Here is an 18158-nt window from a genome sequence, read left to right as displayed (position 1 = left end):
GACGTCGATGATCATCTCTCTACCGACCTTGCTCAATTCATTGGTCTATGCCGGGATCGGCATCGTCGTTTTCGTCGTCGGCTTCGTCATCCTTGACCTGCTGACGCCGGGCAAATTGTGGGAGGAGATACGCGACAAGCAGAATGTCGCCGTCGCCCAGTTTGCGGGCGCCATCGCCATAGCGATCGGCATCATTGTAGCCGCCGCCATACATGGCTGACACATCGTTGCCGCCGACCGAGCGCAGACGCACCGCGCTGGTCGGACTGCTGCTGGCCAGCGTTTTTGCCGTTGCGACCTGTGGCCTTATCTACGAACTGCTTGCAGGGACGATCGCCAGCTATCTGCTGGGCGACAGCGTTACGCAATTTTCGATCGTCATCGGCACCTACCTCTTCGCCATGGGGGTGGGCAGTTGGTGTTCCCGCTATGTGAAGCGCGACGAATTGCGCCTGTTCATCCGCGTCGAGATACTGGTTGCGCTGCTGGGCGGCTGGTCGGCGGCCGGCCTGTTCCTGCTCTTCCCGCTGGTGGAACAGTTCCGGGCGATCCTCTATGGCCTTGTCTTCGTCATCGGTTTTCTCGTCGGCCTGGAAATTCCGCTGCTGATGCGTATCCTGCGCGACCGGTTCGATTTCAGCGAGACGGTGTCGAACGTACTGACCTTCGACTATGTCGGCGCGCTGGCGGCGTCGCTGCTGTTTCCGCTGCTGCTGGTGCCGCATCTGGGGCTGATCCGCACAGGCCTCATGTTCGGCCTGCTCAATGTCGGGGTCGCATTGCTCCTGCTGCTGCTCGTTCCCGCGCGCGCCAGCCTGATGCGGGAGCGCATCCTGGCGCTGGTCGTGATGGCCAGCCTGATCGCAGGCTTCATGGCGGCCGAGCGCATTCAGCGCTGGTCGGAAATCGCCGCCTATGGGGAGCGGGTCATCTATGCGACGTCCAGCCCCTATCAGCGGCTGGTGCTGAGCCGACATGACGACGATATCCGCCTCTACCTTAACGGCAATCTGCAATTTTCCTCGCGCGACGAATATCGCTATCATGAAGCGCTGGTGCATCCGGCAATGGGCCGCGTCGCACGCCCGGCCAATGTGCTGATCCTGGGCGGGGGAGACGGCTTGGCTGCGCGAGAGGTGTTCCGCCATCCGGGCGTGCGCAGCGTTACGTTGGTCGATCTCGATCCCGCCATGACCCGCCTGTTCGGCCAGACCGGCCTGCTGCGCACGCTGAACGGCGACGCCCTGACCGACAAGCGTATGCATGTCGTCAACGCCGATGCCTTCCGCTGGGTGCGGGAGACGCAGGCGCGTTTCGATGTCATCATCGTCGATTTCCCCGATCCGGTGGATTTTTCCGTGGGCAAGCTTTACACCGAAACCTTCTACCGTATGTTGCGCCCGCATCTCGCGCCCGGCGGCATGGCTGTCATCCAGAGCACGTCGCCGCTGGTCGCGCCCGCCGCTTTCTGGACCGTGGCGCAGACGCTGGAGGCGGCCGGTTTTCAGACCAGACCCTATCATGTCTATGTACCGAGCTTCGGCGAATGGGGCTTCATCCTGGCCGGACTGGCCGATCCCGGCACGACGACGCGCCTGCTGCCTGGCAATCGCTTCCTGTCGGATGCGACCGCCCGGCAGGCACTGTTCTTTCCACCCGACATGGCGCGCCGCCCGGTGCCGGTGAACCGGCTCGACAATCAGGCACTGGTGCGCAGCTTCGCCGAGGAATGGGCCCGCTATGAAGGCTGACGTTGGCGGTCCGAGCAGGCGCACCATCCTGAAGGGCGGGATGGCAGCGGCCACCGTGCTGGCTCTACCGGGCTGCGAAACGCCGCCTTCGGGCAGCAGCGGCGGCGCGGACATGGTGATTGGCCACCGCCTGCGCGACGGCGCCTTCCCGGAACCAGTGCGCGAGGAGCGCGTGCCGGTCCTGATCGCTGGCGGTGGGGTGGCAGGGCTGTCGGCGGGCTGGCGGTTGCGCGAAGCGGGCTTCGATGATTTTCGCCTGATCGAACTGGAAAGCCAGCCCGGCGGCAATGCCCGTAGCGGCCACAATGCTGTGTCGGCCTATCCGCTGGGCGCGCATTACCTTCCCATTCCCAATGAAGAAGCGCGCGGGCTGCGTCACATGCTGCGGCAAATTGGGATCATCGTGGGCGATCGGGATGGCAAGCCTGTCTATGATCCGCTGCAACTCTGCGCCGACTTGCAGGAACGGCTGCTTTGGCAGGGGAAATGGCAGGAGGGGCTGGTGCCCAAGACCGGCCTGTCCCCCAAGGACAAGGCCGACCTTGCCGCCTTCGACCGCGCCATGGCCGCTTTCTCCAGCCGTTGCGACGCGCAGGGACGGCCTGCCTTCGCCATCCCCATCGCCTATAGCGCGCAGGATGCCGACCTGCTCGCGCTCGACCGGATCAGCTTCGCCCATTGGCTCGACCGGCAAGGCTGGACCTCGCCGGTACTGCGCGCCCATGTCCGCTATGCCTGCCGCGACGATTATGGCGCCGAGCCGGGCGACGTGTCCGCCTGGGCCGGCATCCATTATTTCGCCAGCCGGCGCGGCTTTGCCGCCGCGGGTTCGGGCGACAATGAACTGACCTGGCCAGAGGGCAATGGTCGCCTCACCCGGCTGATGGCCGATCGGCTGGGGAACCGCATAGCGACGGGGCAGGTCGCCTTCCGCGCCCGGCGTGGCGAGCGCGGGGCGACAGTCGATATTTTCGACGCGGCGCGGGGGACCAGCATCCGCTATCGCGCCGACGCGGTGATCCTTGCCATGCCCCATTTCATCGCCAGTCGCCTGCTGGGCGAGAAACCCGATACGGCCTACAGCTATGCCCCCTGGTTGATCGCCAATGTCACGGTCGATCGCGCACCGGAGGGGAAGGGCAGCGCGCTCGCCTGGGACAATGTCTCGGCCAGCAGCGCCTCGCTCGGCTATGTCGTCGCCACCCACCAGAGCGCATCGCGCGCGGGGCCGACGGTGCTGACCTGGTATATGGCCCTGTCCGACATGCCGCCCGCATCCGCCCGCCGCCTGCTGGTCGACCGGTCCGATGCGGACTGGCGGCGGCTGGTGCGTGACGATTTGCTGGGGATGAATCCCGACCTGGACGGCGCGATCCGGTCGATCGACCTTTGGAAGTGGGGTCACGCCATGGTCCGGCCGACGCCCGGTTTCCTGTGGGAGGTCGCGCCGCAGCAACGTGCGGCGATCCAGCCGCCCTTCTTCCGCGCCCATTCGGACCTGAGCGGGCTGTCGTTGTTCGAGGAAGCCCATTATCGAGGCATGGCCGCGGCGGAAGCGGCGCTATCCTCGATCGGCCATCCGCATGAGACGCTACTATGATTCCGCCCATGACCTATGATGGCCGACACCTGCTGGCGGACCTTTATGGATGTCCCGTGCTGGACGATGTCGCGCTGATCGACGCCGCCCTGCGCGGCGCGGCGGAGAGCGCCGGGGCGACGGTGATCGGCCTTCACCTCCATCATTTCGGTGAAGGACAGGGCGTCACCGGCGTTGCCCTGCTCGCAGAATCCCACATGTCGATCCACACCTGGCCCGAGCATGGCTATGCTGCGGTAGATATCTTCCTGTGCGGCGCGCGCCATGATCCGGCGGCGGCACTTGACATATTATGCCGATATTTATCGCCTGCCCGTATAAGTCAAAATCTAATGCGCCGGGGTGACATTTATGATCTGGGGCGAGAAGTTGACGGCCAGCAACGGGAACGTTGAAATTGATTGTCGAGCGGCCACTATGCATCGAGATAATCGGTGGCTGAACCGTACTTGCGAAAACCTATCAAGCAGGCTATTGGCCGCATAGCCAATCTTGGCAGGTCCTGAACACGGAAAGGAGAATGACATGCGAGCAGCTTTTGCAAACCAGCCGAACATTCTTACTATCCGGAATATTCAGGATCAAATTGCATGGGCAATTTCCTTACGGGCGACCTTTATCGCCTGACGCTTTTCGCTGACCTGCAACGCGCAGGGCTTAGCGCCTTTACTACTGAAAATCTCTGCCGCCGACCCACCCCTTCCATCGGAAAGGAGTCCGGTCATGCGCGATGACATGTTCAAGCTTCTCGTCGAGCGGCCCCGCTGGGGTGCCGGTCACGCGCAAGCGGCAAAACTGAAAAGGACCTATGATCAGGACATAAAATATATCGGCCTCAAGCGCCATGCGTGGATCGCATCGCCCTACACCAAGTCTCTGAACGAGAACTTCGCGCCACTGATCCGCTTTTTGCGCAGTCGGCGCGGGCAGTCGTGGGGCAACATCTTCAGCGAGATATGCGCCGGCCTCGACACCGGGAGCACGGTGAAGATGCATGTCCGTCAGCATATCGAGGACTTCGTACTGACGCGCATCTCCGTGGGTCGCGATGGCGAGTGGATGTTCGAAGGAGAGGTGCTTGAACGAAACGGAAGCTGGTTCCGGCAGCGCAAGTTCTTCGTCGATCCCGAGGACGGGCTTCTGAAGGACTATGCGCAATTGCGGGACCGTTTGCCGTCGGTAAATCGGTCGCGGAAGGGAGGTGCGCGATGACGCAGGCATCCGTCAGCCTCATCGCCGCCGATCCTGCGCGTCTCGATCCATTGGCCGTCGACCAGCTTTATGCAACCGCGCGGCTCGAAGGGATCGAGCGCGTCGTGGGCCTTCCCGATCTCCATGCAGGTAACGGCATAGCGGTCGGGGCGGCCTTCTGGTCTCACAATCATATCTACCCGCATCTGGTCGGCAGCGACATCGGTTGCGGCATGGCCTTATGGGAAATCGACTGCTCGCTACGGAAATTCCGGCCGGATTCGGTGGAACGGAAACTTCACGGCCTCGATGCGCCATGGTCGGGGGAGGTGGAGGGCGCACTGGCAGCGGCAGGGCTACCCCCGGATCTGGCGGCCCAATCGCTTGGCACGATCGGCGGCGGCAACCATTTCGTGGAACTTCAGCGGATCGAGGAGGTCATCGACATGGTGCGCTTCGAGGCGCTGGCGCTCGACCAGGATCGTCTTTGGATGATGGTTCACAGCGGGTCCCGCGGGTTGGGCCATGCGATCCTCCAGTCCCATGCTGCCGCCAATGGCAGCAAGGGGATAATAGCGGATGGGCTGGAGGGACGGAGCTATATCCGCCGCCATGACGACGCCCTGGTCTGGGCCATCCTCAACCGTAAGATCATTGCGGAGCGCTTCACCGAGAAACTGGGATGGGAGGGCCGGCGCATCCTCGACATTTGCCACAACAGCGTGACGTCCCATCGGGGGGGATGGCTGCATCGCAAGGGGGCTGCACCGGGGAATCGCGGGCTGGTGGCGATCCCAGGTTCGCGCGGCGATTTCAGTTATCTCGTCGAACCCCTGCCGGACGGTGAGGACATGGCCCTCCACTCGCTGGCTCATGGGGCGGGACGCAAGTGGAGCAGGACGGATGCCCATGCGCGCCTGTCCGGGCGTTTCAGGCCTGCCGAACTGGAACGCACCGCATTGGGTAGTCGCGTCATCTGCGAGGACAAAAGACTGATCTTCGAGGAAGCGCCGCAAGCCTATAAGGACATCCACTCGGTCATCGCCGATCTGGAGCATGCGGGCCTCATACGAGTCATTGCGCGATTGCGCCCGCTGCTCAGCTACAAGACGAGGCGGACATGAGCGAGATCATCCTGCATCTGACATCCGGCTGCGGGCCGGACGAGTGTCGTTGGGTCGTAGGTCAACTCGCTGTCGCCTTTGGCAAGGAGGCTCGGGACGCTGGCCTGTCGTGCGAACTGCTCGAAGGGTATGACGGACTGCCGTATTCCCTGTTGCTCCGTGTCAATGGCGAAGGGGCTATGGCCTTCGCGACCGCGCGGGCTGGCACGATCCTGTGGATAGGCGACAGCCCCTTCCGTCCGCATCACAGGCGACGAAACTGGTTTGTGGGCGTCGCCATAGCGCCTCAGCCCGAATCCATGATCGACCTCAAAGAGGAGGATATCGACTATCAGGCGATGCGTGCGAGCGGACCGGGCGGTCAGCATGTGAACAAGACGGACAGCGCCGTCCGGGCGACACACCGGCCCACCGGACTGATCACGACTGCGCAGGAGCAACGGTCGCAGCACGCCAATCGAAAGCTGGCCAGGCTGAAACTGGCGCTATTGCTTGAAGAGCGGAGGGAACAGTCGCAGGCGCAGGGCCGGACTGCGGAGTGGACTTTCCACAAGCAACTGGAACGCGGAAACCCCGTCCGAACCTATGCGGGGCCGCGCTTCACTGTGAGGCGATAACACTGAGGAAAGTCGCACCCGGTGGCAGCCGCAATGGGCCGCCACCGGGTGCCCGTCACCGGATTTCCATCAGGTGCGAACCATCCTGCTGTGGAGTAAAAGCGCAACGTCGCCCAAGGAATTGCGCGATCACATCGCTGGCGGTGAAGCTGTGCTGGCTTGGTTTCACTGTCGTGAAGCTACAACCGCCCACGAGCGCGAACGGCAGCAGCAACTGATCCGCGAGATACGGCCCAGCAAAGGCTTCGGAGTCGAGATAGCCAACCATGCGGCCGACCGCGCGCTTTGCTACGCGATCCGCCGGCACGCCAAGCTCGCCAAAGCCGCTGACGATCTCCGTGCAATGCTCGAACCGCGCTTCGAGCAAAAGGATGTTGCCCGGCCCCTGATCCTCCGGCAATTCACGCACGAAACATTCGCGATCGCTCCAGCCAAGCCCCTTTTGCGCAGCCTTGATTTCCCGGTCGGCAATGTCGAACGGCAGGCCCGCAAAATAGGCGCAGGCGCTCCGCTCCAGCAACGCGCCGCGTTCGATGCAGTCGATCGGTGCCAGCGGAGCCGGGTTGATATCAACCTCGATCCGGCCACCCCCACGCGGATAAAAGCCATGGCGGATCAGCCGTGCTTCGACGCGCGGCCCCATGCGATTGATAATCGGCAGGAAGACTCGCGCGATGAAGTCGAACGGGGGTGCCAGCATATTGTGGGTGCCGCCCTCCAGCACTAACCGCGAGGGCTTGTCGGCCAAGATCAGAGGCATCAGTACGGTCTGGAGCACGAGCCCCGTCGACCCGGCGGTGCCGACCGAAAAGCGATACTCGCCCGGCACGACATGGCCCGGCTGGAATGTTAGTTCGGATGATCCGACGCTCAAGCCCTCACAACAGGCGTTGCCCACGGTGCAGGCGGCCTCAATCGCCGTAACATGCTGGCGCATCAGGCCGGGCTTGGATCGCCTGGCCCGCACATTCTCGATGCGGACGGGCGTGCCGGTAACCAGCGATAGCGCGCACGCATTGCGCACGACCTGCCCGCCGCCTTCGCCTTCTGATCCGTCGATGGTAATCATGGTTCCCCCCTGGATATGCGTGAAGGGTTACCCCTTCACGCACACCACCTGCTTTAACGTGTGGACGATCTCCACCAGATCGGCCTGCGCCGCCATCACGGCTTCAATCGGCTTGTAGGCCTTGGGCGTCTCGTCGAGGACGCTTTCATCCTTGCGACATTCGACACCCTGCGTGTCGCGGATATGCTCATCCAGCGTCACCAGCTTCTTTGCCTGGGTCCGGGACATCACACGCCCCGCACCATGGCTGCAGCTGTCGAACGATTCCGCATTGCCAAGGCCCCGGACGATGAAGGATTTCGCCCCCATCGATCCCGGAATGATGCCCATCGTCCCCTTCGCCGCGCGCACCGCGCCCTTGCGGGTCACGAGCACATTCTTACCGAAATGATTTTCCCGCTGCACATAATTGTGGTGGCAGTTGACCGCTTCCAGCTCGGCATCGAAGGGTTTCGCGATCTGGCCGCGCAGCGCCCGGATCACATTGGTCATCATCATCCGGCGGTTCAGCGCGGCAAAATCCTGCGCCCATTCGACCGCCTCGACATAGTCGTCGAAATGGTCGGTCCCTTCCGGGAAATAGGCGAGATCCTCATCGGGCAGGTTGATGAACCACTTTCGCATGTCCTGCTTGGCCAGTTCGATAAAGAAGGTGCCGATCGCATTCCCCACGCCGCGCGAACCCGAATGGAGCATGATCCAGACGCGCTGCTCGGTATCGAGGCACAGTTCGATGAAGTGGTTGCCCGTCCCCAGCGTGCCGAGATGGACAAGCTGGTTCGTGTTCTTGAACCGCGGATATTTCGCCGTGATCCGGTCGAACCGCTCCACCAGCGTTGCCCAGGCGTCCACGATCGCGGCCGGCGGGTCGCCCCACGAGCCAGTATCGCGCTTGCCACGGCCGACGTCCCGGCCATGCGGCACGGCCCGTTCGATGGCCGAACGGATAGCTTCCAGATTATCCGGAAGGTCGCTCGCCATCAGGGAGGTCCGCGCCGCCATCATGCCGCAGCCGATGTCGACGCCGACCGCAGCCGGGATCACCGCGCCCTTGGTCGGGATCACCGAACCCACGGTGGCGCCGATGCCGACATGCACGTCAGGCATGGCCGCGACATGTTTGAACACGAACGGCATCTGCGCCGCCTTGCGCAGCTGCTCGCGCGCCTTGTCGTCGACCGGCACGCCCCGCGTCCACATCTTGATCGGCACGCCACCGTCGACATGCTGATAGTCGAAATTGCTCTGGGTCATCATGACCTCCTTCTACATTCATGGTGCTGGCGACGAGGTTTGGCGAGACCGTTCGCGGATTCGAACCGCTCGGCCCGAAGGCCTTTCCCGATGTAGTCCCGCCAGCATTCGCCAGCATGTAATTGGTCCAAGGCGACGAGGGTTTTGACGGACACCACCTGCTCTAACCTCTGAGCTACGGGTCGATAACGGACCGACCCGGCAGGATTCGAACCTGCGACCTGGGGAGTTGCAATCCATGTAGTCCGTCAGGCATTCGCCAGGTTGATCTCGTCCACGACGACGAGGGTTTGGTGAAACGGTCATGCTCTACCCACTGAGCTACCCGGCTCGCACCGGGGGCGGATTCGAACCGCCGACAATGTAGTTTCACCGGCATTCGCCGTGAGAGTTTGGTCGGGTCGTGGCGACCAGTTACGGTGAGACGGCGGTCCTTAAGCTACGTTCCGGCGGCGGGATTCGAACCCGCATCTCCCTTCCAACCTTGCGGCCTTCCAGGCGCTTTACTCTTCGGACCTGTCTGTGGAGGATGTAGTCCCACCAGCATTCGCCACGACCCTGTTCCTAATACTCCACTTTCCTGATGATCTCGACCCAATCCCGCGTCTCGCCGGACACGAAGCGCGCGATCGTGTCGAACACGGCGTCGGAAAAGCCTCCGACATTAAGGATGTCCGCCCGGCCGGTGGCCTGCGTCGTCCAATAGGGCGCCACATCCACGCATACGAGCTTGGCGCCTGGGTTACGCTTCTTCAGCTTATCCCACTCGGTCATCGTCGCGGTCGCACCACGCCGGGTGGCATCCACCCAGCTTTCATTGTCCGACACGATGACGACAAGGTCGACCGCCGCCTTTTCCCGGTTCAGTTTCGCCAGCGGCGCCGAGACATTGGTCCCGCCACCACCGACCGCCGCCAGCTTCGCCGCGTTCACCGCTAGCCGATCGGTTGCCTTCAGCGTCAGGTCGATGACCTTCTGCTCAAACGGCAGCACATGAGCATCGCGATTGGTCCGCAGCATCGCAGCCGCGACCAGAGCCGCAACATCGATACACCGCACCTTGGACGAGGCACCCTTGCGATAGCCCGTCACCGGCGCGTTCATCGACCCCGACACATCGGGGCAGACGACAACCCGACCCGGCACCTTCGGCACCCCCTGAAGCGACAGCTCCAAGGCCTCCTCCAGCGCCGCCTGCACCTTGAGCGGCACGCCCGCATCAACCTGACCCAATGCCACTATCAATTGATAGGGCAGGGGCCGGACCTTGCGGAGCGCATCGCGATCGGCGAGACGCACGGCAACCGCATCAGTGACCCCGTCCACGCCGAACGCGCCTTTCCGCGCCAACGTGTTCAGGTTCATCCGCAGCGCCTGCCACCCCATGCGGGTCGACAGTTCGGCCCATAGTTCCGCGCTCAGCGGAAAAGTGGTGAGCCACTCGAACGGCACCGGTGGCAGGGGGAGCGAGCGATCGCTCTTCCATGCCTCGAACGCGGCGATCTCGGCGGGCAGCGCGGCGACGTCATAGGGACGGCCGATCAGCCAGCCATAAAAGGCCTTGCGCGTGGTATCCGCCGGCTTGGGGTGCACCATCTTGACGATGTCGGCCAGGCTTGGGGCATTGCCCGTCGCCGCCGCCATCAGATCGCGCATAGACGCCTGCTCCAGCCAGCGCTGGACCAGCCGCTTGGGCCGCGAGCCGAGCGACGTTCGCCCGACCTGCCCCGACCGCAGAATCTGCACATAGCTGCGCAGCAACCGCCCGCTGTTGATCACCCGTCCGAAGACCGGCACCGACAGGTCGGGATCGGCCACCGTCAAATACGCCGCCAGAAGGGCCGGCATATCCTTCATCGTACCCGATGACCGCGCATAGACGGCCGCCTGGGCAACGAACATCGGGTCCACCGCCTTCGCTGCGTCCAGCACCTCGGCCAACTGCGTTTCGGTAGTGCCATAGAAATTGTCCGCCAGCGTGCCGGTAGCGGCCAGTTGGGCAAGCTTCTGCTCGGGCCCATAAGCATAGGCCGGGGCACCCTCATAGTTCGTCGCATCGGCACCTTTACCCGCATTGGGCATCAGCATCGCGACGGCGGAAGCAAAGAGGCTCTTGTTGGCCATGTGCATCTTCCTTGTATCTCTGCCGGTTCCGGGGCGACCGGCCCATTCCGATCGCCCCATGTTTCCGATCCGCTTGTCCGAGAGGCGAATTATCGCCGCGTCGAACGACCAATACGTTGCAGAGGACGTGCCAATTGGCGCCGAAGTCAGAAATAAATTTCCTAACAATCTGATAAACAAAGAATAAAATGATTCGATAGACCTTGAACCGAAGACTGCCTGCCTGGTACACGGTGAATTTTTCTATCGATATAGATCGTTATTTATCTTATGAGATAAACTATGAAACCAACAGTCGTCATCGGATTCCTCGGTTCCACGCTGGATGCCAGCAAATTTGGCCCATCGCGCTGGAACAAGTGGCGCCCTTCGGTTGGGCTGACCATGCATGAGGATTTGCGGGTCGACCGCTTCATCATGCTTCACGGCCGCCAACATCAGCGGCTCGCCGAATATATCTCGGAAGACATCGCCTCCGTCTCGCCGGAGACCACGGTCGAACGACGCCTGCTCGATTTCGACGATCCTTGGGATTTCGAGGAAGTTTACGGCAAGCTGCTCGATTTCGTGCGAGCAGAACCCTTTGATCCGGACGTCGAGGATTATCTGATCCACATCACGACCGGCACCCATGTCGCACAAATCTGCCTCTTCCTGCTGACCGAGGCGAACTACCTGCCGGGTCGCCTGCTACAGACCCAGCCTTCTCGCGGCGCGCCGTCGAGCGGGCCGGGCACATGGACGACCATCGACCTCGACCTGTCGCGCTACGACAGCATCGCCACGCGCTTCGCGGCGGCGAGCGCGGAAAGCACGTCCTTTCTCAAGTCCGGCATCGAGACGCGGAACGCGGCGTTCAACCGGATGATCGACGAGATCGAGCAGGTCGCGATCCGCTCGCGCGCGCCCGTGCTGCTGATGGGACCGACCGGCGCGGGCAAGAGCCAGCTTGCGCGGCGCATTTATGAACTCAAGCGCCTGCGTCACCAGGTGAAGGGCGGGTTCGTCGAAGTGAATTGCGCCACCTTGAAAGGCGACAGCGCCATGTCCGCACTGTTCGGGCATCGCAAAGGCGCCTTCACCGGCGCGGTCGCCGACCGACCCGGCCTTCTCCGTGCAGCGGATGGCGGCATGTTGTTCCTTGACGAGATCGGCGAGCTTGGGCTGGACGAGCAGGCCATGATCCTGCGCGCGATCGAGGACAAGAAGTTCCTGCCCGTAGGCTCTGACAAGGATGTCGCCAGTGACTTCCAGCTTATCGCCGGCACCAATCGCGATCTTGCCCGTTGCGTGCGCGATGGCACCTTCCGCGACGATCTCTATGCGCGGCTCAACCTGTGGACGTTCACGCTGCCGGGCCTTGCGGAACGCCGTGAGGATATTGCGCCCAACCTTGACTATGAACTCGACCGGTTTGCTGAACGCGAAGGAAGCCGCGTCACCTTCAACAAGGAAGCGCGTGACCATTACATTGCCTTCGCTACGAGCGCGAAGGCTTTGTGGCTGGGCAATTTTCGCGATCTGGCGGCCAGCATCACGCGAATGGCGACGTTCAGCCCGAAAGGCCGCATCGATCTCGACTGCGTAAAGACTGAGATCGCCCGCATGAAGCGAGCATGGGTACCGGATCATACCGGTGATGACGGTCTTGATGTGTTGCTCTCCCCGGAACAGCGTGCGGCAATCGATCCTTTTGATCGGGTGCAGCTCGCCTATGTCACGAAGGTTTGTCGCGAAAGCCGCTCGCTGTCTGAGGCTGGCCGAAACCTGTTTTCTGCCTCGCTGTCGCGGCGCGCCTCCTCCAACGATGCCGATCGGCTCCGGAAATATCTGGCGCGTTTCGATCTGAGCTGGACACATTTTTGAGATAATGACCGAACAGAAATGTTTCCTTGCCGTTGATCAGAGAGCGGCGTTCCTGCGGAAAAAATACAAAAACCACCGATAGCCTTGAACTTCAATCATTCGCTCATAAGGCGGTCCGCGCCGGAGGCGCAGAAATTAGCTTTTCGGCTTATGACCGAGAGGTTGCCTTTACGTACCTTTGGCCGTTCCCCTGCGCTGGCACCGTTGGCGGCGAGGTCGTCGCGGGTTGCGCTGTATGCATGGCAGCGTTGGCTGTTGGCCGACGCCTTGACAATTCAGGCCAGGGGCTGCCGTGAATTTCCTGCTCAACAAACCGTAGGGGCGGTTCTTAGGGGCGATCAGTTCCCTGACGGGTCGAGCAGGTTGATAAATGCATCAATCATTCGAACCGGATTATCTTCCCCGATCCAATCATCTGCGCAGAGCGGAAATAGCGTGGTTTGTTGGCGATCAGCATTAGAAATGAAGCGACCCATTTGATCCCCCAAAACGCTAGACCACCATAGCATATCTGCCGCATTTTGACACAGTCTGGACCTGAGTTGGACCTTCCGTGATTATGGTTTAACGTCGGCTGGCGCCCGCACAAAGTTCACCACCCTTTATGCGTTCACCGCCAGGCGTCACCGAATGTCCAACTCGTTCCGATCCCCGGCTTCTATTGCCTGCGTGGAGCCGCGCCTCCTGAAATGTCGATGCTTGGTTTCGTCGGCGTGCCATTCGGCTGGGTCGATCCCGGCGGTCCATCGACGATCACCCGGACTTCCTTGAAGTTCTGCGCCAACGTCTGGTCAGCCGGATCGACCAGGCCGGATCGCTGACCGTTGGCGGCCAGGCGGATGATGTAGTCGCCCGGTGCCGTGAAGCTGATGGTGCGGGAAATATTGACCCGCTGCTGCGGCTTGGGCAGGACCGTCGCGTCAGTCGCAGTGCCGTAGGTCCAGTTGTACTGCACGATTTGACCAGTCGTCGGCGGCATTTGCAATGTGCCGACGAGCTTCACCGGCTCATCGACGGCGACCCTCGCATGATCGCTGCCGTTCACCGTGACCTCGACCACAGGCTGCAGTCCCTTGCGCAGGGCCGCGTCGGGCGACAGGATGACCTGGGTATTCGGAAGGTCGAAGCTCCACCGCGAGGACGGCTTGGGCGCCACGCCCTTTTCCGCCCAGGCCATCATGTCGATCAGCGCCTGGTTGAACACTCCGCCGACGATCCCGGCATTGGTATGACCGCCACGCTCCTGGTAATAGGTCCGCAGCATCTGTTCGGCCTTGGCCTTGCCCAGCGTCTGTTCGATGCTGTTCGCATAGCCCGCCACCCAGGAGGGGAACGCCAGAAAGTCGGACATGTTCTGGAAGAGCATCACCTTCGTCTTGATGTTGCCGAGAGAAAGCACCCCGGCGCCACTCCTCATGGTCGATAGGTCTGCCACGCTGTAAGCGCGTTGTGGATATTTCGGCGTCCCGTCGGCGTTGCGATACTGATCATATTGGTAATATCCGGGCACGATGGTGTGGCGCGGATAGAAGTATGAGGCGAGAATGAAGCGGTTGGTGACGCGGATCTGGCCGCCCTTGGCCAAGGCCTGCAACAGGACTGGGCTATTGTTCCCCGAAAGCTTGAGCAGCCCCGTCTGGCGGTCGATCGTACCGGAAAGCGCTCCGTAGGCGTCGGAACGCTGGAGTGGATCCACCACGCGCGTGCGCCCATCAGTCCCATAAACGTAGAAGCGCTGGCCGGTGGTGCCAATCGGTGAGACGGAGGCGGGCGGGACCGGGGGAATAGCGGCGGGATCAAGCTGGACCGATACAACCGCGCCCGCCGCATCGCGGTTTACTGCGGTGATCGGTGCGAAGCCGTCGATCTTGGCGGCGGTCAGGTAGGACGGCGGATTGCTGCCAGCGTAACCCGGCTTGGACCAGAAATCGTCCTCGTACGTAGGGTCGAGATGAAAAATCTCGTCTGTCCCGACGATCGGCTTCAGCCACATCATCGGGTTCAGCTCGTTAAGCGGATAGCCTGCGGCAAGCAGCTCGTTAAGGACCGATTTTTCCTCTTCGTTGAGCCCATCGTAGAGCAAGGTCTTTTCCGTAGCGGAGAGGCCATTCGATGCGTCGACACCATGACCGACCGCTCTAAGATCCATCAAATGTTCACGCTTCGCTTGCGGCACGGCCAGGAGAAAATGTCCCTGCCACTGAAAGGCGTGGGCCGGGTTCCCGCGCGTGGCGGGGCAAATAACGATGACCCCAGCCCAGACCCCGCTCTGACCTTCGGCTGCGGCCTGGGCCATCTGTCCGCCGCCGCTGCACCCCCAATAATAGCTGTAGATGCGGCCTGTCGTGCCATACATCTTGTGGACAATATCATCGGCGATTTTCGTGGCCGCCGCGCTGTGTCGCCAATGCGCCGAGCTGTTGGCGGGACCGGCGTTGACGTGGTTCACCGACATGGCTCCGTTGGTGAAAGCCAGGCGGTTGTCGATAACGCTGTCCGGGGTAACCGGATGCTGGATCTGCATCGAGCGATTGCGGAAGAAACGCTTGTCGGGGATGCGGAAAACATAGTCCTGCTGACGCAGGGTCGGGCTGTCGAAGACGCCCGGCGGCAAGGGATCGGTCTGGACATTGCGGGGGCGAAAGTAGCCCTTGATCTCGGTAAAAGGGATGGGTCCGCCGACACCGTCATAGGTCTGCTGCGTGGTGCTGGTTATCACGAAGTTGCTGGCGTTGAAGTAGGGATCGGCGCAGTGCTCGTCGATGATCAGCTTTGGCTCGATGCCTGCGCGCACGATCATCTCCGAAGGTTGCTCGAACTTGCAAACGGGGCTTGCCGCGGGTGGCGAGTCTGCAAGCGGTGTTCCGGGAGCCGCGAGAGCAGGCCAGGCATTTATGACGCTGCCGATTGCGAGGCCCGCCAAACAGATACTGATACGTGCCAACATCGTTCGCCTGTGATTCACATCTTTGCTCGTGAACAAAAGTCGCGTTTTCAACTTGCTCGATTGCTATGTACTACTGTCAGACTGCGCTGACAAAAAAGAGTTTCCCAAACGCCGGAGGCTCTGATTCATGTGTAAACGGCCCTTTGGCAAGGGTTTTGTTGTCGGAGCAATTGGCTTCGACCGACCGGATATCCGCAACCTCCGCTTCTGCCCTGCCGCCCCGTGGATGAGCTTAAGGCCAGTGATGGCGCAGCGCTCGCCACAGGCGCGCAGCACGACGCCCCGGAAAACCGCGGCCTCGCTCTATCCTGGAGACGAGTATCGTCATGCGGCGGCGTTCCTGTTCGGCGAAGAAGGGCATGGCCTCCTCGTGGAAGAGGGGCGGTGTCAGATTATCGACGCGCGGCAGATTCATCGCCCGGGCGCACTCCGCTCGTGAATGTCGATCATCAACAGCGTCATATGGGCGTGCTACCCCTACGCACATCAAGTTCATTCGAACGCAACACGCGCTGCTGAAACTGTCGAGGCGTGATCCCGGTCCAGCGACGGAATGCGTATGCAAAGCTCGATGTCGAGGAAAAGCTGAGGGCCATTGCGACGGCCTTGACGCTACCCTCGTTCCACAGAAGCTTCTTGGCAGTTTCCATGCGGTGATGCTGTACATAATGACCAAGCGTGCAACCATGGCTCTTGAGAAAGCCACGGGTAAGCTGTCGAACGGAAATGCTGCACAGCGCCGCCAGTTCGATGAGCGTCGGCGGAACAGCCAGGCTCTGAAGGCGCTCGTCGATGAGCCTCAATCGCCAGGCTGCGAGTCCGCCGTTGACGTGATCGTCCTGTACGGATTCGAGATAGCGGCAAAGCTCGATCGTCAACTGGGTCGCTATGGAATCCGCCAGAAGCTTTGAATCCCGGCGTGGGCTGCGCGCTTCTTCCGTCAATCGGCGCAGCAGCAACCTTACAGTGTGGCTGGAAACATCCATCGCTGCCCGGAGCCGCTGGTCGGTCCATTCCAGTTGGCCGCCCAGGCGCTGTAAAGCGAGCTTGCCCTTCAGTTCGCAGCGGATCGACGATTGGATGCCGCCGCCATCCCACCGGACAGAAAGAGGATGGCCAGGCGGCACCAGCACGATATCGCCGAGTTTCTCGAAGCGATTGCCGCCCCACTTGTCGACGAATGCGCCACGCGCGTTAACCGGACGTGGTGTGACGGATAGATCGAGAAGCGGATTGCCGCAACTCCATACCGAACGCCCATTGGGGACGACGGCAGCATGGACCAACCCAATCTCGACGCTTGATACGCGCAGGCCAGCATTGATCCCTTCTCCTGCACCGCTCCAGGCATTGGCCGTCATCGCATTCAGCATCCGCAGTTGAGTTGGCTCATCTTCTACACATGGACAGCAATTTGGCCAACTATCGACGTCGCGGCCAATTTGCGACGCGCAGGGGCATTGCGCAAGCGCGCTTCAACGAACACAAAAGCTGCAAATCGAACATAAGAATTGATTGGAGGGTGCCGATGTCGACCCAAGCCGCGTCCATGCAACTGGATGATTTCGATGTTCTCATTGACTGGGAAAAGCTGAAAATCTGGCTATCGACTACAGAGGAATTGAAATCAGTATCAATTAATTCTGTCAGCAAGTTGGATGGCGGACTTCAGAACAACGTCTTTCTTATAAAAACTGATGGACAAGACATTATCCTGCGCCGTCCCGGAAAGCACCTCAAACCCAAGAGCAATGAAACGATACTCCGCGAGGCACGGGTGCTGCGCGCTTTGAGCGGCAGCGCTGTACCGCATCCGTCCGTGCTGGCGACATGTGACGATGAGACTGTGATCGGCGCCTGTTTTTACCTGATGGAGCCATTGGAAGGCTTTGCCAAATCTGGCGATCTGCCAGGTGATTATGCAACGGATGCCAACTGGCGGCGTGCAATGGGCGAAGAGCTTGTCCGTGCGGCCGCGGCACTGGCGGACGTCGATCATGTCTCGGTCGGCCTGGCCGATCTAGGAAAACCGGAAAACTGGCACGAGCGCCAGGTCGCACGCTGGCGGTCCCAACTGGAAGGCTATGCCGCAACGCCTGGCTACGATCCAGGAGAATTGCCGCACACCGATGCAGTAGGATGCTGGCTGACCGACAATCTTCCCAGTGATCGGCAGATCGGCCTTGTCCACGGCGACCTGCAATTTCCCAACGTCATGTTCTCGCTCAAGGCTCCGATCATATCGGGTGTGCTTGACTGGGAACTTGTGTCGCTGGGCGATCCACTGCTCGACCTCGGCTGGATCTTGTCCAGTTGGTACGAAGATGGTGACCCGGATGGCAAGTCGCCCATGGTCAAACCTTGGGACGGTTTCCTGACGCGGAGGGAACTCGTCGAGCAATATTGCCAGTTGCGTGGTCGCGACGCGACGCAGGTTCCATGGTTCTTTGCCCTGGCCTGCTACAAGCTCGCCTGCCTCCTGGAAGGGACATATGCCGCATCCAAGGCCGGCAAGGTTCCGGCCAAGGTCGGTGATTCCGTACATGCCTATGCGACCTGGCTGATGAACAAGGCCCAACAGATCGTGGCTGCCTGAGGGCGGGCAATCACAATCA

16 protein-coding genes and 1 tRNA gene are annotated in these 18158 nt (G+C 61.4%); 10 read left to right on the top strand and 7 right to left on the bottom strand.

Going from position 1 to position 18158, the window contains the following annotated elements:
• Positions 1-7 precede the first annotated feature (7 nt).
• The 7 genes from D0Z70_RS03860 (at position 8) to prfH (ending at position 6283) form a co-directional block, all read left to right on the top strand.
• Positions 8-220, top strand: coding sequence for a DUF350 domain-containing protein (locus D0Z70_RS03860; RefSeq protein WP_119744051.1), 213 nt, complete (start codon positions 8-10; stop codon positions 218-220).
• Positions 213-1751 carry a polyamine aminopropyltransferase gene (locus D0Z70_RS03855; protein ID WP_119744050.1) on the top strand — a complete coding sequence of 513 codons (1539 nt, stop codon included), beginning with the start codon at positions 213-215 and terminating at the stop codon, positions 1749-1751. Before D0Z70_RS03860 ends, D0Z70_RS03855 begins: the two co-directional genes overlap by 8 nt.
• Positions 1741-3351, top strand: coding sequence for a flavin monoamine oxidase family protein (locus tag D0Z70_RS03850; RefSeq protein ID WP_119744049.1), 1611 nt, complete (start codon positions 1741-1743; stop codon positions 3349-3351). The genes D0Z70_RS03855 and D0Z70_RS03850 overlap by 11 nt, the downstream gene beginning before the upstream one ends.
• Positions 3348-3746: an adenosylmethionine decarboxylase gene (gene speD, locus D0Z70_RS03845; RefSeq protein WP_119744048.1), complete on the top strand. Its 399-nt coding sequence runs from the start codon at positions 3348-3350 to the stop codon at positions 3744-3746. Before D0Z70_RS03850 ends, speD begins: the two co-directional genes overlap by 4 nt.
• A gap of 328 nt (positions 3747-4074) precedes the next feature.
• A complete protein-coding gene (locus tag D0Z70_RS03840; protein WP_119744047.1) occupies positions 4075-4563 on the top strand; it encodes a hypothetical protein in 489 nt (162 codons plus the stop codon).
• Positions 4560-5666, top strand: a complete 1107-nt coding sequence (locus D0Z70_RS03835; RefSeq protein ID WP_119744046.1) for an RNA ligase RtcB family protein — start codon at positions 4560-4562, stop codon at positions 5664-5666. Before D0Z70_RS03840 ends, D0Z70_RS03835 begins: the two co-directional genes overlap by 4 nt.
• Positions 5663-6283 (top strand): peptide chain release factor H, encoded by a 621-nt coding sequence (gene prfH, locus D0Z70_RS03830; RefSeq protein ID WP_119744045.1) that lies wholly within the window; start codon positions 5663-5665, stop codon positions 6281-6283. Before D0Z70_RS03835 ends, prfH begins: the two co-directional genes overlap by 4 nt.
• A gap of 55 nt (positions 6284-6338) precedes the next feature.
• Here prfH and rtcA read toward each other — a convergent pair whose 3' ends face one another.
• The 4 genes from rtcA to D0Z70_RS03815 form a co-directional block, all read right to left on the bottom strand.
• Positions 6339-7352, bottom strand: a complete 1014-nt coding sequence (gene rtcA, locus D0Z70_RS03825) for an RNA 3'-terminal phosphate cyclase (RefSeq protein WP_119744044.1) — start codon at positions 7350-7352, stop codon at positions 6339-6341.
• 27 nt (positions 7353-7379) lie between these two features.
• Positions 7380-8609 carry an RtcB family protein gene (locus D0Z70_RS03820; protein ID WP_275402206.1) on the bottom strand — a complete coding sequence of 410 codons (1230 nt, stop codon included), beginning with the start codon at positions 8607-8609 and terminating at the stop codon, positions 7380-7382.
• A 190-nt stretch (positions 8610-8799) separates the two neighbouring features.
• Positions 8800-8934: transfer RNA gene (locus D0Z70_RS24810), tRNA-OTHER, on the bottom strand.
• A gap of 236 nt (positions 8935-9170) precedes the next feature.
• Positions 9171-10730: a vWA domain-containing protein gene (locus D0Z70_RS03815; protein WP_119744043.1), complete on the bottom strand. Its 1560-nt coding sequence runs from the start codon at positions 10728-10730 to the stop codon at positions 9171-9173.
• A gap of 282 nt (positions 10731-11012) precedes the next feature.
• On the opposite strand from D0Z70_RS03815, the gene rtcR reads away from it, so the two are divergent.
• Positions 11013-12596 carry an RNA repair transcriptional activator RtcR gene (gene rtcR, locus D0Z70_RS03810; protein WP_119744042.1) on the top strand — a complete coding sequence of 528 codons (1584 nt, stop codon included), beginning with the start codon at positions 11013-11015 and terminating at the stop codon, positions 12594-12596.
• A gap of 338 nt (positions 12597-12934) precedes the next feature.
• On the opposite strand, the gene D0Z70_RS24805 is transcribed toward rtcR, so the two are convergent.
• Together D0Z70_RS24805 and D0Z70_RS03805 are read right to left on the bottom strand one after the other, a co-directional pair.
• A complete protein-coding gene (locus tag D0Z70_RS24805) occupies positions 12935-13072 on the bottom strand; it encodes a hypothetical protein (RefSeq protein ID WP_182913828.1) in 138 nt (45 codons plus the stop codon).
• Between the two features lie 182 nt (positions 13073-13254).
• The gene (locus D0Z70_RS03805) at positions 13255-15396 is read right to left on the bottom strand and encodes a hypothetical protein (RefSeq protein WP_119744041.1); all 2142 of its coding nucleotides are present in this window, start codon (positions 15394-15396) and stop codon (positions 13255-13257) included.
• 274 nt (positions 15397-15670) lie between these two features.
• On the opposite strand from D0Z70_RS03805, the gene D0Z70_RS24545 reads away from it, so the two are divergent.
• Positions 15671-15982, top strand: coding sequence for a hypothetical protein (locus D0Z70_RS24545; protein WP_147418733.1), 312 nt, complete (start codon positions 15671-15673; stop codon positions 15980-15982).
• Positions 15983-16001: 19 nt separating this feature from the next.
• Here the strand turns inward: D0Z70_RS24545 and D0Z70_RS03795 are convergent, their stop codons facing one another.
• Positions 16002-16916, bottom strand: a complete 915-nt coding sequence (locus D0Z70_RS03795) for a helix-turn-helix transcriptional regulator (RefSeq protein ID WP_119744039.1) — start codon at positions 16914-16916, stop codon at positions 16002-16004.
• A gap of 29 nt (positions 16917-16945) precedes the next feature.
• Here D0Z70_RS03795 and D0Z70_RS03790 point away from each other — a divergent pair, with 29 nt between their 5' ends.
• Positions 16946-18139 (top strand): phosphotransferase family protein, encoded by a 1194-nt coding sequence (locus D0Z70_RS03790; RefSeq protein ID WP_220475619.1) that lies wholly within the window; start codon positions 16946-16948, stop codon positions 18137-18139.
• Positions 18140-18158 lie beyond the last annotated feature (19 nt).

The organism is Sphingobium terrigena, assembly GCF_003591655.1.
Taxonomy (GTDB): domain Bacteria; phylum Pseudomonadota; class Alphaproteobacteria; order Sphingomonadales; family Sphingomonadaceae; genus Sphingobium; species Sphingobium terrigena.
The sequence above is the reverse complement of the archived record's forward strand: the minus strand, read 5'-3'. Positions and strand labels throughout refer to the sequence as shown.